We start from the raw sequence: 25427 nt of genomic DNA on the forward strand, positions 1-25427 counted from the left end.
CTTCACCATGAGCGCTGAGGCAACGACCGACGAGCGTGCCGGCATCCTCCTCGTCGACGACATGGAGGACAACCTGATCGCGCTGGAGGCCGTCCTGGGGTCCCTCAACGAGCCGCTCGTGCGCGCGCGTTCGGGCGAGGAGGCGATGAAGGCGCTGCTACGGCAACGCTTCGCGCTGGTCCTGCTCGACGTCCGCATGCCAGGCATGGACGGCTTCGAGACCGCCACGAACATCAAACGGCTCGACCAGACCAAGGACGTCCCGATCATCTTCCTGACCGGCGCGGAGGACGAGCCCGGCTACGCCTTCCGCGGCTACGCGACGGGCGCCGCGGACTACTTGACCAAGCCGTTCGATCCGTGGGTACTGCGCGCGAAGGTCAGCGTCTTCCTCGACCTGCACCGCAAGAACCAGCAGCTGGAGCGCCTGCTGAGCCGCGAGCACGTACACAGCCGAGAGCTGAGCGCTCAGCTGGCGGCTTTGGAGGACCAACTCTCCGGTGACACTCCCGCGAACCTGACGGACCTGCGCGCCAGGGTCCACGAGATACGCCGACTTGTCGGTTAGGGATGCGCGTCCCGCCCCGAAGGGGCGCGGGAACTGCGCGAGCAACCACGTACCACCCGCAGCCGCCGGCAGTCCTCCGCCACCCCTCCGTTACGGCGCTACGCCTCGCGCGTACCCGCGTACATCTCCTCGATCAGCCCCTTGTACTCCCGCTCCACCACCGGCCGCTTCAACTTCAGGCTCGGCGTGATCTCCCCGTGCTCCACATCGAGGTCCCGCGGCAGAAGCCGGAACTTCTTGATGGTCTGCCACTTCTGAAGCCCCTCGTTGAGCTTCCTGACGTACCCGTCGACCATCTCGACGGTGACCGGGGCGGCGACGACCTCCGCGTACGACTTCCCGGCGAGCCCGTTCTCCTCGGCCCACGCCAGGATCGAGGGCTCGTCCAGCGCGATCAGCGCCGTGCAGAAGTTCCGGTCGGCCCCGTGCACCAGGATGTTGGACACGTACGGGCACACCGCCTTGAACTGCCCCTCGACCTCGGCCGGCGCGATGTACTTGCCGCCCGACGTCTTGATGAGGTCCTTCTTGCGGTCGGTGATGCGCAGGTACCCGTCCGGGGACAGCTCGCCGATGTCGCCGGTGTGGAACCAGCCGTCACTCTCCAGCACCTCGGCGGTCTTGTCGGGCAGCCCGTGGTAGCCCTCCATGATGCCGGGACCCCGCAGCAGGATCTCCCCGTCCTCGGCGATGCGGACCTCCGTGCCGGGCAGCGGCTTGCCGACCGTGCCGGTGCGGTACGCCTCACCCGGGTTCACGAAGGACGCGGCCGAGGACTCCGTGAGCCCGTAGCCCTCCAGGATGTGGATGCCGGCGCCGGCGAAGAAGTAGCCGATCTCCGGGGAGAGGGCGGCGCTGCCGGACACACAGGCGCGCAGGTTGCCGCCGAAGGCCTCACGGATCTTGGCGTACACGAGCGTGTCCGCGACCTTGTGCTTGGCGGCGAGGCCGAACGGCGCGGAGTGGGTGCCGGTGCGCCGGAAGTTGTCCTGGGTGACCTTGGCGTACTCGCGGGCGACCCCGGCGGCCCACTGGAAGATCTTGTACTTGGCGCCGCCGGCCGCGCGGGCCTTGGCGGCGACCCCGTTGTAGACCTTCTCGAAGATGCGCGGGACGGCCGCCATGTACGTCGGCTGCACGACCGGCAGATTCTCGATGATCTTGTCGACACGGCCGTCGACGGCGGTGACGTGGCCGACCTCGATCTGCCCCGAGGTGAGCACCTTGCCGAAGACGTGCGCGAGCGGCAGCCACAGGTACTGCACGTCCTCGCTGCTGATCAGCCCGGTCGCGGCGGTCGCCTTCGCCATGTACGACCAGTTGTCGTGCGGCAGGCGTACGCCCTTGGGACGGCCGGTGGTGCCGGAGGTGTAGATGAGGGTGGCCAGCTGGTCCTTGGTGATCGCGCCGACCCGCTCCTTGACCAGGTCGGCGTCCTTCTCCAGCCGGGCCGCGCCGCGCTTCTCCAGCTCGTCGAGGGTGAGGATCCAGTCGGCGGTCTCGACGCCGGCCGGGTCGATGACGACGACGTGCGTGAGGTACGGCAGCTCGGCGCGCTTCTCCTGCGCCTTGGCCAGCTGGGACGCGTCCTCGGCGATGAGCACGCGGCTCTCGGAGTCGGCGAGGATGAACGCCGACTCGTCGGCGTTGGTCTGCGGATACACGGTGGTGGTGGCTGCGCCGGCGCACATGATGCCCAGGTCGGCGAGGATCCACTCGATCCGGGTCGAGGAGGCGAGGGCAACCCGCTGCTCGGGCTGGACGCCCAGCTCGATGAGGCCGGCCGCGATCGCGTAGACCCGCTCGGCGGCCTGCGCCCAGCTCAGCGACTTCCACTCGTCCGGGCCCTCACCCGAGGCAGCCGGTACGGGATGGCGGTATGCCTCGGCGTCCGGTGTCGCCGCCACGCGCTCCAGGAAGAGGGCCGCCACGGTCGGCGGACGGTTCTCGATCAGTGTCTGTGTGTCGCTCACGACATCCTCCGGGGGCCCGCGACTGTGCGGCTGGCTCAAAAGCCGGCTCTTCGGTCGGCTCATAACGGCGGTTTTCACTCGCGAGCCGTTGTTTAACTCGCGAGTAACTATCGAGCAGGGATCAGAGTAAAGGCCGACCGGCCACCGCGTAAGGGGCAACGGCCTGTCACTTCATCCAGAGACCTACCCGCTGTACGCGCAGGGGCCCGCCGCACTTGCGTACGACGGACCCCTGATGCACCGGTTTGCCAGGCCACCCTGTGTTACCGGCGGTTACTTCTTGCCCTTGCCCGACCCCGCGCTGTCATCGCTGCTCAGCACGGCGATGAAGGCCTCCTGCGGAACCTCCACGGAACCCACCATCTTCATCCGCTTCTTGCCTTCCTTCTGCTTCTCCAGCAGCTTGCGCTTACGGGAGATGTCGCCGCCGTAGCACTTGGCGAGGACGTCCTTGCGGATGGCGCGGATGGTCTCGCGGGCGATGACCCGGGAGCCGATGGCGGCCTGGATGGGCACCTCGAAGGCCTGCCGCGGGATGAGCTCGCGCAGCTTGGCGACGAGCCGCACACCGTAGGCGTACGCGGCGTCCTTGTGGGTGATCGCGGAGAAGGCGTCCACCTTGTCGCCGTGCAGCAGGATGTCGACCTTGACCAGGCTGGAGGTCTGCTCGCCCGTGGGCTCGTAGTCCAGCGACGCGTAACCACGCGTCTTCGACTTCAGCTGGTCGAAGAAGTCGAAGACGATCTCCGCGAGCGGCAGGGTGTAGCGGATCTCGACCCGGTCCTCGGACAGGTAGTCCATGCCGAGGAGGGTGCCGCGCCGGGTCTGGCACAGCTCCATGATCGAGCCGATGAACTCGGTCGGCGCCAGGATCGTGGCGCGCACGACCGGCTCGTACACCTCGTTGATCTTGCCCTCGGGGAACTCGCTCGGGTTGGTGACGGTGTGCTCGGTGCCGTCCTCCATCACGACCCGGTAGACCACGTTGGGCGCGGTGGCGATGAGGTCGAGGCCGAACTCGCGCTCCAGCCGCTCACGGATCACGTCGAGGTGCAGGAGTCCCAGGAAGCCGACGCGGAAGCCGAAGCCGAGCGCGGCGGAGGTCTCCGGCTCGTAGACGAGGGCGGCGTCGTTGAGCTGGAGCTTGTCCAGGGCCTCGCGCAGCTCCGGGTAGTCGGAGCCGTCCAGCGGATACAGGCCGGAGAAGACCATCGGCTTCGGGTCCTTGTACCCGCCGAGGGCCTGGGTGGCGCCCTTGGCCTGGCTGGTGACGGTGTCACCGACCTTGGACTGGCGGACGTCCTTCACACCGGTGATCAGATAGCCCACCTCGCCGACGCCGAGACCGTCGGCGCCGAGCATCTCGGGCGAGTTCGTCCCGATCTCCAGCAGCTCGTGCGTGGCACCCGTCGACATCATCTTGATGCGCTCGCGCTTGTTGAGCTGGCCGTCGATGACACGGACGTACGTGACCACGCCCCGGTAGGAGTCGTAGACCGAGTCGAAGATCATCGCGCGGGCGGGGGCGTCCTTGACGCCGACCGGCGCGGGGACCTCCTTGACCACCCGGTCGAGCAGGGCGTCGACACCGACACCGGTCTTGGCGGAGACCCGCAGCACGTCGTCCGGGTCGCACCCGACCAGGTTGGCGAGCTCCTCGGCGAACTTCTCGGGCTGCGCGGCCGGCAGGTCGATCTTGTTCAGTACGGGGATGATCGTGAGGTCGTTCTCCATCGCCAGGTAGAGGTTGGCGAGGGTCTGGGCCTCGATGCCCTGGGCGGCGTCGACGAGGAGGATGGTCCCCTCGCAGGCGGCGAGCGACCGCGAGACCTCGTAGGTGAAGTCGACGTGCCCCGGGGTGTCGATCATGTTGAGGATGTGCGTGTTGCTCTTGTCGTGGGTCGGAGCCCACGGCAGCCGCACCGCCTGGGACTTGATCGTGATGCCGCGCTCGCGCTCGATGTCCATCCGGTCGAGGTACTGAGCACGCATCTGCCGCTGCTCGACCACACCGGTCAGCTGGAGCATCCGGTCGGCGAGCGTGGACTTGCCGTGGTCGATGTGCGCGATGATGCAGAAATTGCGGATCAGAGCCGGGTCGGTACGGCTCGGCTCGGGCACATTGTTAGGGGTCGCGGGCACGCAGGGTCCTGTCTCTTGAGGCGCCTTATGCCTCGGGTCGGATCGATACGTAGCTTCCATGGTCCCACGGGCGGCGACCGGCGACCGTTTTGGGCCGTCGGCCGGGCCACTGGTAGTCTGGGTGGCTGTGTCTCATGCCCTCTCAGCGCGAGGCACAACTCCAAGAAATCACCTGGTACGGGACCCGGATCCTTCCTTGTACGGAATCCTCCTGGCCCCGTGCCTGAACCTGAAAAGGCTCATCAGTGGCGAACATCAAGTCCCAGATCAAGCGGATCAAGACCAACGAGAAGGCTCGGCTGCGCAACAAGGCCGTCAAGTCCTCCCTGAAGACCGCGATCCGCAAGGCCCGTGAGGCCGCTGCCGCGGGTGACCTCGAGAAGGCCACCGAGTACCAGCGCGCTGCCGCGCGTCAGCTCGACAAGGCCGTCTCCAAGGGCGTCATCCACAAGAACCAGGCTGCCAACAAGAAGTCGGCGCTGGCTTCGAAGGTCTCTGCTCTCAAGGGCTGACACTTGATTTGATCGCCGGAGGGACTCGAGCGGGCCCTCTCTCATCCGCTCCCGTCCGGCACCCCGAGCCTGTACGCGGCCTGCGTTCGCCACGCGGGTACGGGCTCAGAAGCTTCAACCGAAGGCCCCGGCACCTCGCCCTTCCCCAGGGCGGGCGCCGGGGCCTTCGGCATGGCTGCGTCACGATCACATGGCTGCGTCACGGCACCATGGCCGGCTCACGACCAGAAGTCGTTGCCCTTGTCGATGTCGGCGACGCACTCGTCGAGATCGGTGATCTTGTCGCCGACGATCCGGAAGACGATGCCGCCGTCCTCGTCGATGTGCTTGTCGCCCCGGTCAGCGGTGAAGCGGTGCACGGACATGGCGTGCCCGCGGCCGTCGACGAATATGCCGCGCAGCTCGACCTGGAACGACCCGCCCGTCTCCGAATAGAGCCGGCCGTAGTAGCCGTCGAGGATCGAGTCGATCCCTTTGAAGTCCCCCGACAGCGGATGGGAGCCGGGCACGTGGTGCGCACAGTCCCCGGTCATCATGGAGCGCAGGGTGTCCATGTCTCCGCGTTGGAAAGCTTCGTAGCCCTTGCGGACGAGCGCTGCGTGCGGATGTTCAGCCATGGCTGTCGCCACCTCTCCATCGCATGGATGCGTTACGGCTGATACCCCTGATTGTCCTCTGCGATGGTGGCGAGGCCAGTGGATCACGACCAGAAGTCGTCGAGCTTGTCCAGTTCGTCGAAGCACTCGTCGAGGTCGGTGACCTTGTCCCCGACGATCCGGAAGACGATGCCGCCGTTCAGCTCGATGTGCTTGCCCCGGCGCTCAGCCGTGGAGCGGTGCAGGGACATCGCATGGCCCCGACCGTCGACGAGGACGTTCCGTAGCTCCGCCCGCAACGTCCCGTTCGTCTCCTCGAAGAACCGCCGCAACACGTCGAGGATCGCGTCCTGCCCCTTGTAGTCGCCCGACAGCGGGTTATTGCCTGGGAAGTGATACGTGCAGTCCCCCGCCAGCAGCCCACGCAGGCCGTCCAGGTCGCCGCGTGTGAAGGCCTCGTAGCCCTTGCGGACGAGCGTCGCGTGCGGGTGTTCAGCCATGGCCGTCGCCACCTCTCCATCACATGGATGCGTTACGGCTGACACCCCGATTCTCCTCTTCACCGACGTGCAGTCGACTCGATCACGTCGATCAGTCACGTCGATCAGTCCGATCACGTCGATCGCCTCAAGGCGGAGGAGGGCAGTGCCGCTGCTGGGGGCCCCGGCTCGAAGAAGCTTGGGGGAGGGCATGGAACCTCGGGTGGGCTCGGAGGGCTCGGAGGGCTCGGAGGGGCTGGGAGGGCGTGCCAAGCACCCGGCGGCCCCGGCAGGATCCGCCGGTCGGCCTAGGCCCGCCCCCGCGACCGCGCCGCTCGCGCGATGGCGACGACGGCCTTCTCCAGGGCGTACTCCGGGTCGTCCCCGCCACCCTTCACGCCGGCGTCGGCCTCGGCGACCGCCTGCAGCGCGACCGCCACTCCGTCGGGCGTCCACCCCCGCATCTGCTGCCGGACGCGGTCGATCTTCCAGGGCGGCATGCCCAGCTCGCGAGCGAGGTCGGCGGGGCGGCCGCCGCGCGCGGAGGACAGCTTGCCGATGGCCCGTACACCCTGCGCGAGTGCACTGGTGATCAGGACGGGTGCCACGCCGGTGGCAAGGGACCACCGCAGCGCCTCCAGCGCCTCGGCCGCCCGCCCCTCCACGGCCCGGTCGGCGACGGTGAAGCTCGACGCCTCGGCGCGGCCGGTGTAATACCGCCCGACGACGGCCTCGTCGATCGTCCCCTCGACATCGGCGACCAGCTGACTCACCGCGGACGCCAGCTCCCGCAAATCGCTCCCGATGGCGTCGACCAGCACCTGGCAGGCCTCTGGGGTCGCGGACCGCCCGGTCGCCCGGAACTCACTGCGCACAAACGCCAGCCGGTCCGCCGGCTTGGTCATCTTCGGGCAGGCCACCTCCCGCGCCCCCGCCTTGCGCGCGGCGTCGAGCAGCTTCTTGCCCTTGGCCTGACCGGCGTGCAGCAGCACCAGGGTGATCTCCTCGGCCGGCGACACCAGATACGCCGTCACGTCCTTGATCGTGTCCGCCGACAGATCCTGCGCATTGCGCACGACCACGACCTTGCGCTCCGCGAACAGCGAGGGGCTGGTCAACTCGGCCAGCGTGCCCGGCTGCAACTGGTCCGGGGTCAGCTCCCGCACATCCGTGTCCGCATCGGCGGCCCTGGCCGCAAGCACCACCTCCCGCACGGCACGATCGAGCAGCAGCTCCTCCTGACCCACGGCTAGGGTCACGGGAGCGAGGAGGTCGTCAGTCGCACTCTTCCTGGCCATCGCGACAAGCATGGCACGGGCCACTGACAACGCGGCTCGCCCGGGTCACCACCAGCCCGCACCTGCCCCTGGGCTTGCGCCTGGGCCTGGGCCTGGGCCTGGGCCTGGCGCAACGGCACGGGCACCGCACCGGCACCGGCACCGGTAGCGGGCAGGACGAGCGGCGCCGCCCAGCGCTGCCCCTTCTATCTACAAGGCTGCAGCGATCGGCCTACGGCTCCTCCCGCCAGCCGTCCCACTCCCCCGCGAACTCGTCCAGCTCCCCCGGGTCCAGCCGCCCTTCCTCGTCCCGCAGCACCACCAACCACTGCGCATCCTCGGCATCGTCCTCCCCGGCCAGCGCATCCCGCACCAGCCGCGGCTCCTCATCGATCCCGAACCGCGCCCCGAGCGCCTCCGCGGCCTGCTCCGCCGCGTCACGATCGGGTAGCACCAGCACATGTCTCACATCGCTCACGGAGCAATTCTCAGACACCCTCGAGAGACGAACCTGTGCCGGGTCCCGGACGAGCCGCTCCGTGGCCCCGAGTGGCCCGAGTAGCCCCGCGGTAGCGCCGAGCGGCCTGGGTGGCCCCACTCCCCGAATCAGCCGCCACGGTCGGGCTTGCGCACCGTCGGCACCTGATCCAGCTCGATCCCGAACCGCTCCCGGTACGCCCGCAGCACCTCCTCGTCCGTGCCCAACTCCCGCTCCTCACGTGTCCCGTCGGCCGCCGTCGCCTTGAGCGCGCGCCCGCTGAGTGTGATCCGCCCTCCCTCCTCCGTCACCCGCGAGCACACCAGCGACTGCGTGAAGTGCGAGCTCGGCGAGGTGCTGTGCCACCACGCCCCGGCCACGAAGTCGCCGAGCACCCGTGGCCGCCGCTCCAGCCGGTACTCCGGTCTGCCGTCCATGACGACGTCCAGGTCCGCCGCCTCCGCCACGTCGTGCCCGCCACGTACCCCGGCCGCGTCCGGCCCGGCCTCGACGATCCGGAACACACCCGCCGGATCCACCTGCTCACCCCGCGCCTCGAACGCCAGCGGATAGTGACTGTGCGCCCCGAAACCGACGTCCGCCAGCCATGTGCCCCCGTCCACCGTCCGCACCTTCAGCGCCATGTGGTCGTAGGGAATCCCGAGCCGCCCCTCCTTCCCGTGGACCCGCGCCGCGAGCAGCGTCACATCGAAGCCCAGCGCGGTGAGCAACGCCCCGAACACCCCGTTCAGTTCGTAGCAGAACCCGCCCCGTCCAGCCCCCACCACCTTGTCCAGCAGCCGCTTCTCCTCCAGCACGAGCTCCTCGCCGAGGTGGATCGACAGGTTCTCGAAGGGCACGGTCTGCAGATGGCGCAGATGCAGCTCGCGCAGCACGTCCACGGTCGGCCACGCCGGGTGCTCGCCCCCCAGGCGGCGGAGATAAGCATCAACCTCAACGGAATCCATGCCCTCAGTCTCCCGCCACCCGCAGCTCCGCGCCCGTACCCGCGACCGCCAGCGCCCCGTCCTCGTCCGTCCGCAGCACCACAGCGCCCTGCGCCCGCAGCGCCGCGACAGTGCTGGGAGCCGGATGTCCGTAAGGGTTGTCCGCACCGCAGCTGATCAATGCCAGCCGCGGCGCCGCCCTGCGTATGAGCTCCGGGTCCTGGTACGCCGAGCCGTGGTGAGCGACCTTGAGCACGTCCACCCCGCCCAGCAGCGCCCCCGCCGGTGACCTCAACAACGCCCGCTGGGCCGGGGGTTCCAGATCCCCGAGCAGCAGGAGCCGCAGCCCGGCCGAACGGACGAGCAGGGTGACACTGGCGTCGTTCGGCCCGTCCGGGGCCAGGGCGGGCTGTGCCGGCGGCCAGACGACCTGCCAGCTCAGCGCCCCGGTACGCCGCTCCTCCCCGGCGGCGGCCCGCGTCACGGGAATGCGCCGGGCGGCCGCCTCCCTGCGTACGAACTCCACCTGATCCACGGGCTCTTCGTGCCCCGTCGTCTCGATGGCACCCACCGCGCGCCCACGCAGCACGCCGGGCAGGCCCGCCACATGATCGGCGTGGTAGTGGGTCAGCACGACGAGCGGGATCCTGGTGATGCCGAGCGTGCGCAGGCACCGGTCGACCAGCGTCGGGTCGGGTCCGGCGTCCACGACCACGCCCGTCCCCTCGCCCGCCGCGAGCACCGTCGCGTCGCCCTGCCCCACGTCGCACATCGCGAACCGCCACCCGGGCGGCGGCCACCCCGTGACCACCCTGGTCAGCGGCGGTGGCTGCAGGACCACCAGCAGGAGCAGCGCGCCGCAGACACCGCACCACCAGGGGTGCCGCAGCAGTCGCCGGCCGATGAGCAGGGAGACCACCGTGGCGAGGGCGAGCAGCGCCGCACCGGTCCAACTGCCGGGCCAGTCCACGCCGGCCCCGGGCAGCGCGGCGCCCGTCCGGGCGACGTCCGCGATCCACCCGGTCGGCCAACTCGCGCACCAGGCCAGCACCTTGGCCAACGGCATCGCCGCCGGTGCCGCCGCCAACGCCGCGAAGCCCAGCACCGTGGCCGGCGCGATCGCGAACTCCGCGAGCAGATTGCACGGCACCGCCACCAGGCTCACCCGAGCCGACAGCACCGCCACGACCGGCGCGCACAGCGCCTGCGCGGCAGCCGCGGCCGCCAGCGCCTCGGCCAACCGTGGCGGCACCCGGCGCCGCCGCAGCGCAGTGCTCCAGCGGGGCGCGAGGGTGAGCAGGGCGCCCGTGGCCAGCACGGAGAGCAGGAAGCCGTAACTGCGGGCCAGCCAAGGGTCGTACAGCACCAGCAGCAGTACGGCCGTCGCCAGCGCCGGGATCAGTGATCTGCGCCGTCCGGTCGCCAGGGCCAGCAGCGCTACGGCCCCGCAGGCCGCGGCCCGCAACACGCTCGGGTCCGGTCGGCACACGACGACGAACGCGAGAGTGAGCGCTCCGCCGAGCAGCGCGGTCGTCCGCAGGGAGATGCCGAGGCGGGGCGCGAGCCCACGGCGCTCGACCCGCTGGGCCAGGCCTGGCGGGCCGATGAGCAGGGCGAGGATGATCGTCAGGTTGCTGCCGGAGACGGCGAGCGTATGCGCGAGGTCGGTCTCCTTGAACGCCTCGTCCAGCTCCGGAGTGATCCGCGAGGTGTCACCCACCACCAGCCCCGGCAGCAGCGCCCGCGCGTCCGTCGGCAGCCCGTCGGTCGCCTCCCGCAGCCCGGCCCGCAACCGCCCCGCCAACCGCTGCGCCCCCGACGGCTCCCCCACCACCTCCGGCACCCCCGGATCCCGCACCCGCAGTACGGCAGCGATCCGGTCCCCGTCGGCCAGTGCGGGCGCCAGCGTCGCGGTCACCCGCAGCCGCGTGGAGGGAAGGAGCCCCAACCAGGGCGAACGTCGGTCATCAGCGGGCTGCGACGCCCCGCTGACGATCCCAGACCCAGGAGGCCTCGGCGCCCCGTCGGGGTGTCCAGACCCAGGGAGTCTCGGCGCCCCGTCGACGTCCCCAGCCCCAGACCCAGCCCCAGCCCCAGGGGACCTCGACGCCCCATTCACGTCCCCCGCCCCAGAAGACCTCGACCTCGCGTCGACGATCATCAGCACCGGCGCCCGCGTCACCACCGCCGTGCCGTGCGCCTCCTCTACGCGCCGTACGTCCGCGTTGATCAGCACGGAGGTCGGCGCCATGTGATCCCCCTTGACCCGGGGCCGGGTGAGCCGGGGGTCGGAAGTGATCTCGACCTCGGCGGTCACGGTGGCGTACTCCCGCGCCAGCCCGGGCACCGGCCCACGCCGCAGATCGGCCCCGTGCAGCCCGGCGGAGACAGCGGCCGCGGCCACGCAGAGCAGGACAGCGGCGACGGAAATGCGCGGCCAAGCGACCGAGGTACGCGGCCAGGTGAGTCGCAGGGGCGTTGAACCCTGCCTACGCGGCCGAGTGAAGTGCCCCGGCACAGAGTCCCGTCCTGGCACGGAGTCCCGCGCGGGCACAGAGTCCTGCCCGAGCACGGAATCCACCCCAGACACGGAATCCACCCCAGGCCCCGCCGCCCGACCATGACCCACCCCACCGCCCCGCACCAGCAGCAGTACGCCCGCCGCGACCAGGCATACGACCGCCGCACCGCCCACCCACACCGTCGGGGCGTCCAGCATCAGCGCCGCCGTCGCCCAGGCGGCGAGCGCAGGTGGGACGAGTCGGAGGTCCGTCGGCCCTTCCTGTCGGGGGTGGGAGGCACCCAGCCGGTTTCCGGAGGCAGCGTGAACGGCGGCGCGGGAAGGCGCGAGGTCGGGTGCGCGGACGTCGTGCCTCATGGCTGCACGAGATTCCGCAGATCGGCGAAACGACGGTCGCCGATGCCATTGACCTCACGCAGCTCGTCCACCGAACGGAAGCCACCGTGCTGGGTGCGGTAGTCGATGATGTGCTGCGCCAGCACCGGACCGACGCCCGGGAGGGTGTCGAGCTGGTCCACGGTGGCCGTGTTGAGGGAGACCGGCCCGGCAGGTGCGGCTCCCGCGACCGCCGCACCGCCCGAGCCCGTGCCCGCAGCTGCCCCGGGGGCGGCAATCGGCCCACCGACGATCACCTGCTCGCCGTCCACCAGGAACCGGGCCCGGTTGAGACCGTCGGTGTTCGTGCCGGGACGCACCCCACCGGCCACGCGCAGCGCGTCGGCGACCCGCGAGCCCGCCGGCAGGCGATGGATCCCCGGCTCACAGACCTTGCCACTGACGTCCACGACAATCTCCGCCGCAGCCGTACCCACGGCACCCGGCGCATCGGTCGCCGACGCACCCGCGACGGCCTCCGCACCCGGCTCCCCTCCTCCGTACTGGGCCGCCGCCCGCACCACCTCGGGCGCCCGCACGGACTGCGTCCGACCGGCCCAGAAGTGCTGCACGGCGAACCCGGCGGCGAGAACGAGCACCACGGTGAGCGCGACCACGCCCCGCCGCTCCAGCCCACACCTCGCCTGCAACCACACCGGCATCCGCTCCCGCAAAGCCGGCCCGACCCGCGCCCGCCAGTCCCCAGCGCCCGCTTCACCAGCCCCGGCCCCGGCACTGGCGGTGGCATCGGCGATGCAGGCACTGGCACCCGCGCCGGCATCCGGCATGTCCGGGCCAACTGCCGTGTCATCGCGCCGAACATCGGAGTCCAGCAGCGCACCGGAGCCCAGCTGCACATCAGCCCGCAGGACATCCGGACCGGTCGCCACATCGGCCCGCGGAACATCCGGACGCCTCGCCGCATCAACACGCGGCACACCCGAGCCCCCGGACCAGTCGCCGTACAGATCGTCCATGCCGACGCCCGCCCGAGCGCCCAGCGCGCCGCTCAGACCCGCTTCCGACTCCTCAGCCCCTGCACGCCAACCGGGCTCCTCCCAAGCGAGTCCACGCTGCTCACGCGGCTCACGCGGCTCACAGGGCTCATGCGGATCACGCAGCTCACGTGGACCACGAGGTCCCCGCCACGCAGGCTCCTCCCCCGCCCCTGAACCCGGGACATACTCCTCCCCCCTCAGCGGCGGCCCCGCTCCCGACTCCCGCCATTCCCCGGCCCGTTCAGCGAAAATCACCTCCGCCCTGCGCCGCAACTCCTCCGCCGACGCATGGCGCTGCCGTGCCCGCCCCCGGACATGCATGCGTCGTCGGGGGCGAGCGCGGCCGTCGGAGTGGGGGCCGCGGCCCGGGCCGCTGGTTGCCGTCGTGGTGCGTGTGCGTGATCGAAGTGCCATGCGACGAGGATCGGGCACCCGCCCCCACCCGCGATGATCTTGCTCAATTCCCGGGGATTACCGCCCAGTTGTGGATAACTCCGCCACCCACACGAGTGACGCACCCACCCGAAGAGCCCGCCACCCCGGCCAATCCGCCCCCACCACGAACCGCCACCGTGGCCAGACCTTCACCACGCCGAATCGGCCACCGCGGCCGAAGCCTCACCGCGCCGAATCCGCCACCGCAGCCAAAGCCCTCACCACACCGAATCCGCCACCGTGAACGAGCCCTTCGCCGCGACCGACCCCTCCACCACAGCCAGCCCCTTCACCGCGGCCAAACCCTTCACCACAGCCAAACCCTTCACCGCGGCGAAACCACAACCCCCAACAACCCAGGCCCCGTATGCGCCCCGATAACCGCCCCGACCTCACTCACATGCAGCTCAGCCAACCCCGGCACCCGCGCCCGCAAACGATCCGCCAGCGCCGACGCCCGGTCGGGGGCGGTGAGATGGTGCACCGCGATGTCGACCTGCGCGCTGCCCGCCCGCTCGGCCGCGATCTCCTCGAGGCGGGCGATCGCCTTGGACGCCGTCCGTACCTTCTCCAGCGGTCCGATCCGGCCGCCCTCCAGCTGCAGCAGCGGCTTCACCGCGAGCGCGGACCCCAACAACGCCTGCGCGGCGCCGATACGGCCACCGCGGCGCAGATAGTCGAGGGTGTCGACGTAGAAGTAGGCGGCCGTGCCCCCGGCCCGCTTCTCCGCGGCAGTGACGGCCTCGTCCACCGTGCCGCCGCTCTCCGCCGCCTCGGCCGCGGCGAGCGCGCAGAACCCGAGGGCCATGGCGATCATGCCGGTGTCCACGACCCGCACCGGCACCGGTGCCTCGCGCGCCGCGAGGACCGCCGCGTCGTAGGTGCCGGAGAGCTCGGCGGACAGGTGCAGGGAGACGATGCCGGTGGCGCCGGACTCGGCGACCTTGCGGTAGTGCTCGGCGAAGACCTCAGGGCTGGGACGCGAGGTGGTGACGGGGCGTCGCTTCTGCAACGCCTGGGCGAGGGAACGGGTCGAGATCTCGGTGCCCTCGTCCAGCGCCTGGCCGCCGACGACCACGGTCAGGGGTACCGCGGTGATGCCGTGGCGCTCCATCGTCCGTGGCGGCAGGTAGGCCGTTGAATCGGTGACGATCGCGACATGGCGGGACATGAGCTGGAGGTTACCTGGCGTAGCGCCCGGGCGGCAGTCCGACCCCGTCCACCTGGGAATGCCTTGACCGGATCAGCGCGTGCTCAGTCGTCCTCAAGTCGTGCTCTCGGGGCGGGGTTTCTTCTGCCAGGGGTACGTCGGGCGAGGGCCGGGCGGCGTGATGGCGGGCCGCGTAGGCTCCTCGGCCCGCTGCGGCTGAGGGCTGTCCGGCCACGTCTGTTCGGTCGTCGCGGCGGCCTCGGCGGCGGGGGCCTCCGGCCACGGGGGCGGCGGCGTCGACGACGAGGGCTCCGTCGTCTGCCAGTGCCGCAGGGCGCCGGTCTCCACGTCGATCTGCGCGCTGAGGCCGTCCAGGTCGTCGTCGGCGAAACGGTGGGCCCGGTCGCGGGCCGCCCAGCGCAGCGCGTCCGCGGACTGGACGATGCGCTCGGTGCGCTCGCGCAGGTCGGGCAGCCGCTCGGCGAGCGTGGCGCGGTCGGGCTCGGACTCCAGGCGCCGCAGTTCGGCGTCCAGTTCATGCCCGTGCGCGCTGAGGCGCCGGAAGAGGCCGAGGGACTCCTTGAGGGACTCGTCCTCGGCCGCGCCCGCGTGCAGCGCGTCCTGGGTGGCCCGCATGGAGGTGCGCAGCTTCAGCCGCAGCTGGGCGAGCTCGCCGGCCGGGCCGGGCTGGGCGAAGGACTTGGCCCGCAGGGTGTGGTCCTCGACGGTGCGCCGGGCGTGGGTGATGGTCTCGTCGACCCGTCGCTTGGCGGCGCCGACCACCTTCACGGTGGCATACGCGCCGAGCACGACGAAGAGCACGAAGAGCAGGGCGAAAACTGCGATCACTGCTTCCACGAGCTCCTCCTCAGACCGGCCGCGACACACACCGCGTCACTCTTCAACGGTAAACGCAGCAGGCAGGCCCGGAGTTCCAGCAGAACCCCGAACCTGCCCGTAGAGGATCACCCCGAGCCGATCACCATGCTCACGGCAGCACCTGAGCCGTCGCCCGAGCTCACGGCAATCACCGAGCTCACGGCGATCACCGAGCTCACGGCGATCACCGACTTCACGGCGATCACCGAGCCCACGTCCGAACCGGCCCAACCGCCCAAGGGCTACGCCGGAACGATGTTCACCAGCTTCGGGGCCCGCACGATCACCTTGCGGATCCCTGCGCCGTCCAGCGCCGCCACGACCTTCTCGTCGGACAGCGCGACCTTCTCCAGCTCCTCCTCGGAGATGGCCGGCGAGACCTCCAGGCGGGCCTTGACCTTGCCCTTGATCTGCACGACACAGGTCACGGTCTCGTCCACGACGTACGCCGGGTCGGCCACCGGGAAGTCCTGGTGCACCACCGAGTCCTCGTGGCCCAGCCTGCGCCACAGTTCCTCGGCGATGTGCGGGGCCAGCGGCGCGGCCATCAGCACCAGTGCCTCGGCGACCGAGTGCGGCAGCGCTCCGCCCGCCTTGGTCAGATGGTTGTTCAGCTCGGTGACCTTGGCGATCGCGGTGTTGAACCGCATGCCCTCCAGGTCCCCGCGCACCCCGTCGATCGCCTTGTGCAGGGCACGCAGCGTGTCCTCGTCGGGCTCGGCGTCGACCACCGTCACCTCACCGGTGGTCTCGTCGACGACGTTGCGCCACAGCCGCTGCAGCAGCCGGAACTGGCCCACCACCGCGCGCGTGTCCCACGGCCGGGACACGTCCAGCGGGCCCATCGCCATCTCGTACAGGCGCAGCGTGTCGGCGCCGTACTCGGCGCAGATCTCGTCCGGAGTGACCGCGTTCTTCAGGGACTTGCCCATCTTGCCCAGCAGCCGGGAGACCTTCTCGCCCTGGTAGTAGTACGCGCCGTCGCGCTCCTCCACCTCGGCGGCCGGCACCGCGATGCCACGGCTGTCGCGGTAGACGTAGGCCTGGATCATGCCCTGGTTGAACAGCTTGTGGAACGGCTCCGCGGACGAGACGTGCCCCAGGTCGAACAGGACCTTGGACCAGAAACGGGCGTACAGCAGGTGCAGTACGGCGTGCTCGGCGCCGCCGACGTACAGGTCGACGCCGCCGTGCGGCTGGCCCTCGCGCGGGCCCATCCAGTACTGCTCGATCTCCGGGTCGACCAGCTGCTCGCTGTTGTGCGGGTCCAGGTAGCGCAGCTCGTACCAGCAGGAACCGGCCCAGTTGGGCATGGTGTTGGTCTCACGCCGGTACCGCTTCGGGCCGTCGCCCAGGTCCAGCGTGACGTTGACCCACTCCTCGTTGCGCGACAGCGGCGTCTCGGGCTCGGTGTCGGCGTCGTCCGGGTCGAAGGTGCGCGGCGAGTAGTCCTCGACCTCGGGCAGCTCCAGCGGCAGCATCGACTCGGGCAGGGAGTGGGCGATGCCGTCCTCGTCGTAGACGATCGGGAAGGGCTCGCCCCAATAGCGCTGACGGCTGAACAGCCAGTCGCGCAGCCGGAAGTTGACGGTGCCCTCGCCGATGCCCTTGGACTCCATCCACTCGGTGATGCGCGCCTTGGCCTCGGCGACGCCCAGGCCGTCCAGGGAGATACCCTCACCGGTGGAGTTGATGATCTTCGCGTCGTAGGACGAGAAGGCGTCCTCCCACGTCGAGGTGTCCGTACCCCGTCCGTCCGTCGGCTCGACGATGCAGTGGATCGGCAGCTCGAAGGCGCGCGCGAACTCGAAGTCGCGCTGGTCGCCGGCCGGTACGGCCATGATCGCGCCGGTGCCGTAGCCCATCAGGACGTAGTCGGCGATGAAGACGGGGATCTTGTCGCCGTTGACCGGGTTGGTCGCGTACGAGCCGATGAAGACGCCGGTCTTGTCCTTGGCCTCGGCCTGGCGCTCGACGTCGGACTTCGAGGCGGCCTGGGCGCGGTAGGCGGCGACGGCCTCGGCCGGGGTCGCGTGACCGCCGGTCCAGACGTCGTGGGTGCCCTCGGGCCAGGCGTCCGGGGTGAACTTCTCGACCAGCGGGTGCTCGGGCGCCAGCACCATGTAGGTCGCGCCGAACAGGGTGTCCGGGCGCGTGGTGAACACGGTGATGCGCTCGCCGTCGATCGGGAAGTCGACGCGGGCGCCCTCGGAGCGGCCGATCCAGTTGCGCTGCTGCAGCTTGATGGCCTCGGGCCAGTCCAGCTCGTCCAGATCGTCCAGCAGCCGGTCGGCGTAGGCGGTGATGCGCATGTTCCACTGGCGCAGCTTGGCCTTGAAGACCGGGTAGTTGCCGCGCTCGGAGCGGCCGTCGGCGGTGACCTCCTCGTTGGCCAGGACGGTGCCCAGGCCGGGGCACCAGTTGACCGGCGCGTCGGAGGCGTACGCCAGGCGGAACCCGCCCAGGACGTCGGCGCGCTCGGCGGCGCTCAGCTCGCTCCACGCACGCGTGCCGCCGTCAACGCTGCCGTCGGCACTCGGTACGGCACGCTCACCGGACTCGAAGGCGGCGACCAGCTCGGAGATCGGGCGGGCCTTCTTGGCCTCGTCGTCGTACCAGGAGTTGAAGATCTGCAGGAAGATCCACTGGGTCCACTTGTAGTAGTCCGGGTCGATCGTGGCGAACGACCGGCGCTTGTCGTGGCCCAGGCCCAGCCGGCGCAGCTGGGACTTCATGTTCTCGATGTTGGCCTCGGTGGACACCCGCGGGTGCGTGCCGGTCTGCACGGCGTACTGCTCGGCGGGCAGGCCGAAGGCGTCGAAGCCCAGGGTGTGCAGGACGTTGTGGCCGGTCATGCGCTGGAAGCGCGCGAAGACGTCGGTGGCGATGTAGCCCAGGGGGTGACCGACGTGCAGGCCCGCACCGGAGGGGTACGGGAACATGTCCATGATGAACTTCTTGGGCCGGGCGACGATCTCGGGGTCGCCCGCCAGGTCACCCTTGGGGTTCGGCGCCGCGTACGTGCCCTCGGCGTCCCAGAAGTCCTGCCAGCGTGCCTCGATGTCGGCCGCCATGGCGGCCGTGTAGCGGTGCGGCGCGGCCACCTCGGCGGCGGCAGCGGGGTTCGTCTCGCTCATGATCCTCAAAGCTCCATCGATCGTCTCTGCCAGCGGCTGCGGTTCTCCGGAAACGAAAAATCCCCTCGCACAGGAGGGGACGCCGCGCCGATTCCGACCATCCGATTCGCCCGGTGGTCGGGACTGATCAGCGCGGCCCGCTAAGCAGAAGGCGTACGGCACGCATGGCGTCAGGGTACCGCAGCGCCGGAGCGCGTCGCGACGGACTTCCGGTGGGGGTCGCCACAGGCTCAGACAGGGGGCGCGCGTGAACAACGGCGCCCCCGGTTCCGTACCTGAGAGTTGTGAAGACCTCGAAAAGCTGAGCAACGTTCAATTGTTACCTGGCGTAACAGTCGCTATGGGACATCGCCAGTCCCTCGCAGCCCGTAGATAACAACGCAATAACTCAAACGCCGTACCCCCCGGTATGGAGCCACTTAGAGTGCGGCAGCGGGACCGCCTTCCCGAACCGCTCGGAGTTGCCCCCATGAACCCTCGTCGTAGTAACAGTTCGCTCCCCAGGACGGGCCGGTCGGCCTACGGGGTGGCGACCGCTGCTGTTCTGCTGCTCATACCCCTGGTCGTGCTGCTCGGCGGCACCTGGCTCCAGGAGTTCCTCAACTTCGGCGCCGGCGTCCTGTCGCTCGTCTGCCTCACCTGCTCGGTGATCTGGGGCCTCGTCGCCCAGGACCGGATGATCCTCAACACCCGCCAGCGGATCATCGCGCAGGGCATCCACCGGGTGACGGCCGTGGCCTCGATCGCGTTCCTCCTGGTGCACATCGGCGTGAAGCTGGCACTGGACCACGCCAGCCCGATCGCCGCCCTGATCCCGTTCAGCCTCGTGTTCTTCGGCGGCGACGAGATCCCGGGCAGCGCCTTCCTCATCGGCCTGGGCTCCCTGGCCGCCCTGCTCATGATCTTCGTGGGCGTCACCGGCGCCCTGCGCAACCAGTTCGCCTCCCCGGCGCCGGTCGCCGCCCGCTGGCGCGCGATGCACATGCTGGCCTACCCGGCCTGGTGCGCGGCCCTGATCCACGGCCTGTTCGCCGGCCGCCCCGCGAAGACGTTCTTCATGGTCTGCTACGAGCTGTGCGTGGTCGCCGTCGCCGCGGCCCTCGCGCTGCGCGCCTCCCCGCGCCCCGTCAAGCGCAAGTTCGCCGACCGGCTCGCCCAGATCATCGGCAACGAGCCGGGGGCGCGCGAGGACCTGGAGGAGAGCCGCGCCCGGGCGGCGTCCGGGTCCGCGCTGCCGGGCTACGAGAACCAGCGCCCGTCACGGTCGGCGCGCGACGAGCGGACGGGCCCCCTGCCCGGCATGCCCTCCCAGGCCCCCGCCTCGGCGGAATCCACGGGCGGCTTCGCCGCCGCCTACCGCGCGGTCTCACCCCGCTCCCAGGGCCGGCAGCAGCCCTACATGGCCGACCAGACCTCACGCATGGACCTGCCCCTGGACATGCAGCCGACGGAGGCGATCCCACGCATCGACGGCTCGGGCAGCACCTCGGGCAGCTGGCCGATCCCCTCCCCGCCGCCCGTGGGCGAGGCGCCCCCGTCGTCCTACGACCCGCTCAACGACACGGGATACAACATCCCGGTCTATGGCAATTCGGGCGCCGCGGGCTACGGCTCGAGTGATGTGTACGACACCTCTGAGACGAACGCCGTCTTCGGTACGTACAACCAGAACGACACGTACAACAACAGCGGTCCCGCCACTGAAACATTCCCCGGTGCCTCCTACGACTTCGACGCACCGGGTTCGGGCGAACCTTGGAACACGCCTTCCGGAGGCTTTAAGTGAACGAGGCCCTGCCCGACGTGCCCGAAGTCCGCGTGGTCGGTCTTCCCCAGCTCACGTCGGGCTTCGACCTTGTCGAAAGACTCGATCTGCCCATGCATCTGAAGGTGCACGGGCCGCTCGAACCGATGGGCGGCGAGCAACTCGCGAAACTCGCCGAGAACATCAACCTCAAGGGCCGCGGCGGCGCGGGCTTCCCCTTCCACAAGAAGCTGCGCTCGGTCGCCGAGGCGGCGATCAAGCGCGGCGTACGGCCGGTCGTCGTCGTCAACGGCAGTGAGGACGAACCGGCCTGCCGCAAGGACACGGTGATGATCAACCGTGCTCCGCATCTCATCCTGGACGGCGCGCTGCTGTGCGCCGAGGCCCTCGGTGCCCGCACGCTCGTGGTGGCGGTCACCCGGGAGTCCACCCAGCGCTCCATGGAGGCCGCCCTCGCCGAACGCGGCCTCAGCAACAGCCGCCGCTCCGCTCTACGCGCGTTCGTGCAGCGCAACCCGGTGCGCATGGTCACCGGCGCCGCCGCCTCCGTGATCCGCTCCATCGACGGCGGCCCGGCGATCCCCTCCGGCCGCAAGGTCAGCGCCTCGCAGAACGGCGTCGGCGGCGCCCCGACCCTGCTGTCCAACGCCGAGACGTTCGCGCAGCTGGCGATCGCCGCCCGCATCGGCCCGGAGCGCTACGGCAACACCGGTCTCTACGACGAGCCGGGCACCGTCATGCTCACGGTCTCCGGCGCGGTCGCCCGCCCCATGGTCATCGAGGTCCCCACGGGCGTGCCGCTGCGCTACGTCCTCCAGCTCGCCGGCGCCCCGCCCGTCCCGCAGGGCGTGCTGACCGGCGGCTACCACGGCAAGTGGATCGACGCGGCGACGGTCAACGAGGCGATCGTCTCCCGCAACTCCCTGGACGCGGTGGGCGGTTCGCTGGGCGCCGGCGCGATCCTGCCGATCACTCAGGAGACCTGCCCGCTGGGCGAGTCGCTGCGGGTGGCCCAGTGGCTGGCCGAGGAGAGCGCGGGCCAGTGCGGCCCCTGCTACCTCGGTCTGCCGGCCGCCGCGCGCGGCATGGAGGACATCCTCAACGGCGGTGGCCCCGCCGCCCTGGAGGCGCTCAAGCAGGTCGCCAAGAACGTGAAGCGGCGCGGCGCGTGCTCGCACCCGGACGGCTCCGCGATGTTCCTGGAGTCGACCATCAAGGCGTTCACCGACGACCTTGCGGCACACGTCCTCGGCAATGGCTGCGGACGGCCCGTGGAGGGCGTTCTGCCGCTCTTCGAGGGCGGCAGGGCACCGTCGGGCATTCCTGGCGGCGCCGAGGCGGAGGAGAACGGCCCCAGCCGCCAGAAGATCTACGTCGACTGGACGCTGTGCCGCGGCCACGGCCTGTGCGCGGACATCCTGCCGGAGGTCTTCCAGCTCGGCGCCGACGGCTTCCCGACCGTCGCCCAGGCGAAGGTGCCGCGCTACGCCGAGGCCAAGGCCCTGCGGGCGGTGCGCCGTTGCCCCGCCCTCGCCCTGCGCATCGAGGAGGACACGCGCTCGCAGGAGTCGTCGCGCAACCTGCCGGTCCTCTCCCAGGGCCGCGGCAGGCGCGCGTTGGGACGCTGAGTCCGGGCACGCGCGCGTGAAGGGGCCTTCCTCCGCGGACGGCCCCTCAATCGCCCCTGAAACCAGGGGTCTCCGCAAACGAAAAAGATCCCGCCGGATCAAAACCCATCCGGCGGGATCTTGCTGTGGAGCTAAGGAGAATTGAACTCCTGACCTCCTGCATGCCATGCAGGCGCTCTACCAACTGAGCTATAGCCCCTTGCTTTCTTCCGGCGGGTCTCCCCGGCGGCGACGCCAACATTACCGGTCGACCTCGCGCAGCACCAAATCGTTTCCGGGCCGCGCCAATACGACCACTAATGTCGGATTCCGTGACCGTGATCGCGCCCTCCGGAGTCCGCCCCCGTGTGCCGGTCGCCCTGGGCGCCTGCCTGGTCTCCTTCGCCGCGTTCTGGGTGGCCCAGCGGGCCGCGCACGTCTCGATGATCGACCTGATGGTGTACCGGGCCGAGGGCGCGACCGTAAGGGCCGGAGGCGACCTGTACGCGCTGCGGACGACGGCCGCCCGACTGCCGGCCACCTACCCGCCGTTCGCGGCCCTGCTGTTCACCCCACTGACGTTTCTCGACACGGCGACCATGCGCACCCTGGGCACGGCCGGGAACCTCACGCTGCTCGTGGTGTTCGTCCGGCTGTCGCTGCGTCTGGTCGGGCACGCGCGCGTGGAGAGCGTGTGGTGGGTCGCGGCGGTGACCGTGTGGTGCGAGCCGGTGTGGACGACGCTGCGGTACGGGCAGATCAACCTGCTGCTCGCCGTCCTGGTGCTGTGGGATCTGTCACGGCGTCCGGGAGAGCGCTGGGCCGGCGTCGGCCTCGGGCTCGCGGCGGCCGTCAAGCTGACGCCCGCGCTCTTCGCGGTGTTCCTGCTCCTCACCGGTGTCGTGGCCCGGCGCCGATACGGCCCAGGCGGCCCCTGGCTGCGGCACGCGCGCGTGGCGGCCGTCTGGTTCACGGGGGCGACCCTGCTGGCCGCGGCCGTACTGCCGTACGACTCCTGGCGCTTTTGGAGCCGCATGGTGTTCGCGGCGGGGCGCGTCGGGCACGCCGAGGACACCGCGAACCAGGCCCTGCGCGGCGTTCTCGCGCGACTGCTGCACACTCCGGAGCCCGGGGCCGCCTGGGTCGCCGCGGCGGCCGTGGTGGGCGTGGCAGGGCTGGGCGTGGCCGTGGCGGCGGAGTTGCGTGGGCAGCGGGCCTGGGCGGTGACCTCGTGCGCGGTCACGGCACTGCTCATCAGCCCGGTGTCCTGGTCGCACCACTGGGTGTGGGGCCTGCCGGTCGTCCTGCTCCTCGGCACGCACGCGTACCGGGCCGCCGCCGTGAGCGCGCTGCTGGTCTTCTGCTCGTACGCCCTGTGGTGGGTGCCGCACGGCCCGGGGCGGCACGAACTGCACCAAAACGGCATCGAGTTGATGTTGTCCGCCCTCTATGGAACGGCGGGTTGCCTTTTCCTCGCGATCGCCGGGGCCGCCCTCAGGAGCCCCGGCCTCGGTCAGGCCCTGCCGAAGCTCAAGCCGTGACGAAGGTCAAGCCGTGACGAAGGAATAGAAGCGCTTGAGCGTGCAGTGTTCTTCGAGGAGACGGCCGTAGATCGGTTCGCCCTCGAGTTCACGGTACGTCTCGATCGGATCGCCTTTTATGATCAGCGCCCGCGCGCATTCCTCGCACCAGTACTGGTAGTCGGGGTTCACCGGTTCCATGTCACGGACGATCGGCGTTCCGCTGCCGCACCAGTCGCACTTTCGCCTGTGTGCACCCATCGATCAGCTCCAGCTGTGGCCGCAGGCCGTGCACACGTAGGAAATTCCGCCGTTGTCGCCAAGGAGCTGGGCGACATGGACGGAGCCGCAGGAAGGGCAGCTGAGGCGGGTGATCGTATCCCGAGTCAATGCTGCTTCGAAGAGGTGACCGACCTCTTCGAGGATGCTCGCAGGCATCGCTACTCCCTCCCGTCGGGCCGCGCTCCCTTCCGGCCGTTTGATTCTGCCACGGCCGGACCAATACGGTCAGCGACGCCTCAGTACCAGTCCGGACACGGCAGCCTCCGCGACCCGTACGAACCGTGCGAACACGCACCCCAAAGCGCCTCCTGAGAGGTATACGCCTCCGAGGCCCAAGTGACTCAAGACGGACCCGAACAGTTCGGATACCAGAAGATCCCGCCGATCGAAGGGATCGGCGGGATCTTGTTGTCTCGCTGTGGAGCTAAGGAGAATTGAACTCCTGACCTCCTGCATGCCATGCAGGCGCTCTACCAACTGAGCTATAGCCCCTGGCGTTCCTCCCGCTCGGGCGGGCGAACAAGAAGAACTCTAGCCTGCGACCTGCCGGAAAGTGAAATCCAGGTCCCGGGTCGTCCCGGCCGGGACCTCCGGCGTCAGTCGTCGTCGCCGAGCACCGGCTCCGGCAGCGTGCCGGCGTTGTGCTCCAGCAGGCGCCAGCCGCGGGCGCCCTCGCCCAGGACGGACCAGCAGCAGTTGGTGAGGCCGCCGAGGCTCTCCCAGTACCGGGCCTCCAGGCCCAGGAGGCGGCCGATGGTCGTACGGATCGTGCCGCCGTGGCTGACCACGACGAGCGTGCCGTCGTCGGGGAGCTTCTCGGCGTGCCGGAGGACCACCGGGGCGGCGCGCTCGGCGACCTCGGTCTCCAGTTCGCCGCCGCCGCGGCGCACCGGCTCACCGCGCTTCCACGCGGCGTACTCCTCGCCGTACCGCTCGATGATCTCCTCGTGCGTCAAGCCCTGCCAGACGCCCGCGTAGGTCTCGCGCAGGCCCTCGTCGTGCGTCACCTCCAGGCCGGTGAGCGCGGCCAGCTCGGCGGCCGTGTTCGCGGCGCGCTGGAGGTCGGAGGCGATGATCGCGTCGGGCTTGAGGGAGACGAGCAGCCGGGCGGCGCGGCGGGCCTGGGAGATGCCGGCCTCGGTGAGGGCGACGTCGGTGGTGCCCTGGAAGCGGCGCTCCACGTTCCAGGACGTCTGGCCGTGCCGCCACAGGATGACGCGGCGGCCCCGGCCGGGCCGGCCCGTGGTCACCTCGCCGGTGGCGCTCACCGCCACTCACCACCCAGCTCGGCGGCCTCCTCCGCGGCCTGCAGCTTGGCGTGCTCCGCGGCCTTGCCGCGGGTGGCCTTGGCGTCCTCGGGCAGCTCGAGCTCGGGGCAGTCCTTCCACAGTCGCTCCAGCGCGTAGAAGACGCGCTCCTCGCTGTGCTGGACGTGCACGACGATGTCGACGTAGTCGAGCAGCACCCAGCGGGCCTCGCGGTCGCCCTCGCGGCGCACCGGCTTGGCGCCGAGCTCCTTGAGGAGCCGCTCCTCGATCTCGTCGACGATCGACTTGACCTGGCGGTCGTTGGGCGCGGAGGCCAGCAGGAAGGCGTCCGTGATCGACAGGACGTCGCTGACGTCGTAGGCGATGATGTCGTGCGCGAGCTTGTCGGCGGCCGCCTGGGCGGCGGTGGTGACGAGCTCGAGGGAACGGTCGGTAGCGGTCACTACAAGGCTTTCGGTCGGCGGACACTTGACATCAAGGGTCTCACGGACCGCCGACAGCACCCCACGTGATTATCG

General features: G+C 70.3%; 21 protein-coding genes and 2 tRNA genes. 5 read left to right on the forward strand and 18 right to left on the reverse strand.

Annotation, left to right across the window (positions count from 1 at the left end):
* The first annotated feature begins 7 nt into the window (after window positions 1-7).
* The gene (locus tag EHO50_RS04270; protein WP_128428434.1) at window positions 8-568 is read left to right on the forward strand and encodes a response regulator; all 561 of its coding nucleotides are present in this window, start codon (window positions 8-10) and stop codon (window positions 566-568) included.
* A 98-nt stretch (window positions 569-666) separates the two neighbouring features.
* On the opposite strand, the gene EHO50_RS04275 is transcribed toward EHO50_RS04270, so the two are convergent.
* Window positions 667-2541 (reverse strand): AMP-dependent synthetase/ligase, encoded by a 1875-nt coding sequence (locus tag EHO50_RS04275; RefSeq protein WP_128428435.1) that lies wholly within the window; start codon window positions 2539-2541, stop codon window positions 667-669.
* A 273-nt stretch (window positions 2542-2814) separates the two neighbouring features.
* Window positions 2815-4683, reverse strand: a complete 1869-nt coding sequence (gene lepA, locus EHO50_RS04280; protein ID WP_128428436.1) for a translation elongation factor 4 — start codon at window positions 4681-4683, stop codon at window positions 2815-2817.
* A gap of 245 nt (window positions 4684-4928) precedes the next feature.
* On the opposite strand from lepA, the gene rpsT reads away from it, so the two are divergent.
* Window positions 4929-5195, forward strand: coding sequence for a 30S ribosomal protein S20 (gene rpsT / locus EHO50_RS04290; RefSeq protein WP_128428438.1), 267 nt, complete (start codon window positions 4929-4931; stop codon window positions 5193-5195).
* A 218-nt stretch (window positions 5196-5413) separates the two neighbouring features.
* On the opposite strand, the gene EHO50_RS04295 is transcribed toward rpsT, so the two are convergent.
* The 11 genes from EHO50_RS04295 to leuS form a co-directional block, all read right to left on the reverse strand.
* On the reverse strand, window positions 5414-5812 hold the full coding sequence (locus tag EHO50_RS04295; RefSeq protein WP_128428439.1) for a nuclear transport factor 2 family protein: 399 nt from the start codon (window positions 5810-5812) through the stop codon (window positions 5414-5416).
* Between the two features lie 83 nt (window positions 5813-5895).
* Complete coding sequence (locus tag EHO50_RS04300) at window positions 5896-6291, reverse strand: nuclear transport factor 2 family protein (protein WP_128428440.1); 396 nt, start codon at window positions 6289-6291, stop codon at window positions 5896-5898.
* 287 nt (window positions 6292-6578) lie between these two features.
* A complete protein-coding gene (holA, locus tag EHO50_RS04305; protein ID WP_181449548.1) occupies window positions 6579-7568 on the reverse strand; it encodes a DNA polymerase III subunit delta in 990 nt (329 codons plus the stop codon).
* A gap of 211 nt (window positions 7569-7779) precedes the next feature.
* Window positions 7780-8025 carry a hypothetical protein gene (locus EHO50_RS04310; RefSeq protein WP_128428442.1) on the reverse strand — a complete coding sequence of 82 codons (246 nt, stop codon included), beginning with the start codon at window positions 8023-8025 and terminating at the stop codon, window positions 7780-7782.
* Window positions 8026-8153: 128 nt separating this feature from the next.
* Complete coding sequence (locus tag EHO50_RS04315) at window positions 8154-8993, reverse strand: arylamine N-acetyltransferase family protein (RefSeq protein ID WP_128428443.1); 840 nt, start codon at window positions 8991-8993, stop codon at window positions 8154-8156.
* Between the two features lie 4 nt (window positions 8994-8997).
* Complete coding sequence (locus EHO50_RS04320; RefSeq protein ID WP_246101011.1) at window positions 8998-11850, reverse strand: ComEC/Rec2 family competence protein; 2853 nt, start codon at window positions 11848-11850, stop codon at window positions 8998-9000.
* The gene (locus EHO50_RS44490; RefSeq protein ID WP_246101012.1) at window positions 11847-12845 is read right to left on the reverse strand and encodes a ComEA family DNA-binding protein; all 999 of its coding nucleotides are present in this window, start codon (window positions 12843-12845) and stop codon (window positions 11847-11849) included. Before EHO50_RS44490 ends, EHO50_RS04320 begins: the two co-directional genes overlap by 4 nt.
* A 781-nt stretch (window positions 12846-13626) precedes the next feature.
* Complete coding sequence (locus EHO50_RS04340) at window positions 13627-14472, reverse strand: DegV family protein (RefSeq protein ID WP_128428444.1); 846 nt, start codon at window positions 14470-14472, stop codon at window positions 13627-13629.
* A gap of 93 nt (window positions 14473-14565) precedes the next feature.
* Complete coding sequence (locus tag EHO50_RS04345) at window positions 14566-15309, reverse strand: hypothetical protein (protein WP_128428445.1); 744 nt, start codon at window positions 15307-15309, stop codon at window positions 14566-14568.
* A gap of 107 nt (window positions 15310-15416) precedes the next feature.
* Window positions 15417-15545, reverse strand: a complete 129-nt coding sequence (locus tag EHO50_RS45555; RefSeq protein ID WP_281288150.1) for a hypothetical protein — start codon at window positions 15543-15545, stop codon at window positions 15417-15419.
* Between the two features lie 27 nt (window positions 15546-15572).
* Entirely contained in the window at window positions 15573-18467 is a 2895-nt protein-coding gene (gene leuS, locus EHO50_RS04350) for a leucine--tRNA ligase (protein WP_128428446.1), read from the reverse strand.
* Between the two features lie 469 nt (window positions 18468-18936).
* Between leuS and EHO50_RS04360 the strand changes: the two genes are divergently transcribed.
* Together EHO50_RS04360 and EHO50_RS04365 are read left to right on the forward strand one after the other, a co-directional pair.
* Entirely contained in the window at window positions 18937-20253 is a 1317-nt protein-coding gene (locus EHO50_RS04360) for a ferric reductase-like transmembrane domain-containing protein (RefSeq protein ID WP_181449550.1), read from the forward strand.
* Window positions 20250-21860 carry an NADH-quinone oxidoreductase subunit NuoF family protein gene (locus tag EHO50_RS04365; protein ID WP_128428448.1) on the forward strand — a complete coding sequence of 537 codons (1611 nt, stop codon included), beginning with the start codon at window positions 20250-20252 and terminating at the stop codon, window positions 21858-21860. The genes EHO50_RS04360 and EHO50_RS04365 overlap by 4 nt, the downstream gene beginning before the upstream one ends.
* 126 nt (window positions 21861-21986) lie before the next feature.
* Here the strand turns inward: EHO50_RS04365 and EHO50_RS04370 are convergent.
* Window positions 21987-22059: transfer RNA gene (locus EHO50_RS04370), tRNA-Ala, on the reverse strand.
* 112 nt (window positions 22060-22171) lie between these two features.
* Between EHO50_RS04370 and EHO50_RS04375 the strand changes: the two genes are divergently transcribed.
* Window positions 22172-23380, forward strand: coding sequence for a glycosyltransferase 87 family protein (locus tag EHO50_RS04375; RefSeq protein WP_425472127.1), 1209 nt, complete (start codon window positions 22172-22174; stop codon window positions 23378-23380).
* A gap of 6 nt (window positions 23381-23386) precedes the next feature.
* On the opposite strand, the gene EHO50_RS04380 is transcribed toward EHO50_RS04375, so the two are convergent.
* The 4 genes from EHO50_RS04380 to rsfS all read right to left on the reverse strand — a co-directional run bounded on the left by EHO50_RS04380 (window position 23387) and on the right by rsfS (window position 25352).
* Entirely contained in the window at window positions 23387-23620 is a 234-nt protein-coding gene (locus EHO50_RS04380) for a hypothetical protein (RefSeq protein WP_003976229.1), read from the reverse strand.
* 440 nt (window positions 23621-24060) lie between these two features.
* Window positions 24061-24133 (reverse strand) — tRNA-Ala (locus EHO50_RS04390).
* Window positions 24134-24237: 104 nt separating this feature from the next.
* The gene (locus EHO50_RS04395) at window positions 24238-24909 is read right to left on the reverse strand and encodes a histidine phosphatase family protein (RefSeq protein WP_128428450.1); all 672 of its coding nucleotides are present in this window, start codon (window positions 24907-24909) and stop codon (window positions 24238-24240) included.
* Window positions 24906-25352, reverse strand: coding sequence for a ribosome silencing factor (rsfS, locus tag EHO50_RS04400; RefSeq protein ID WP_128428451.1), 447 nt, complete (start codon window positions 25350-25352; stop codon window positions 24906-24908). Before rsfS ends, EHO50_RS04395 begins: the two co-directional genes overlap by 4 nt.
* Window positions 25353-25427: the final 75 nt, after the last annotated feature.

Source organism: Streptomyces cyaneus (genome assembly GCF_004028635.1).
Classification (GTDB): domain Bacteria; phylum Actinomycetota; class Actinomycetes; order Streptomycetales; family Streptomycetaceae; genus Streptomyces; species Streptomyces cyaneus.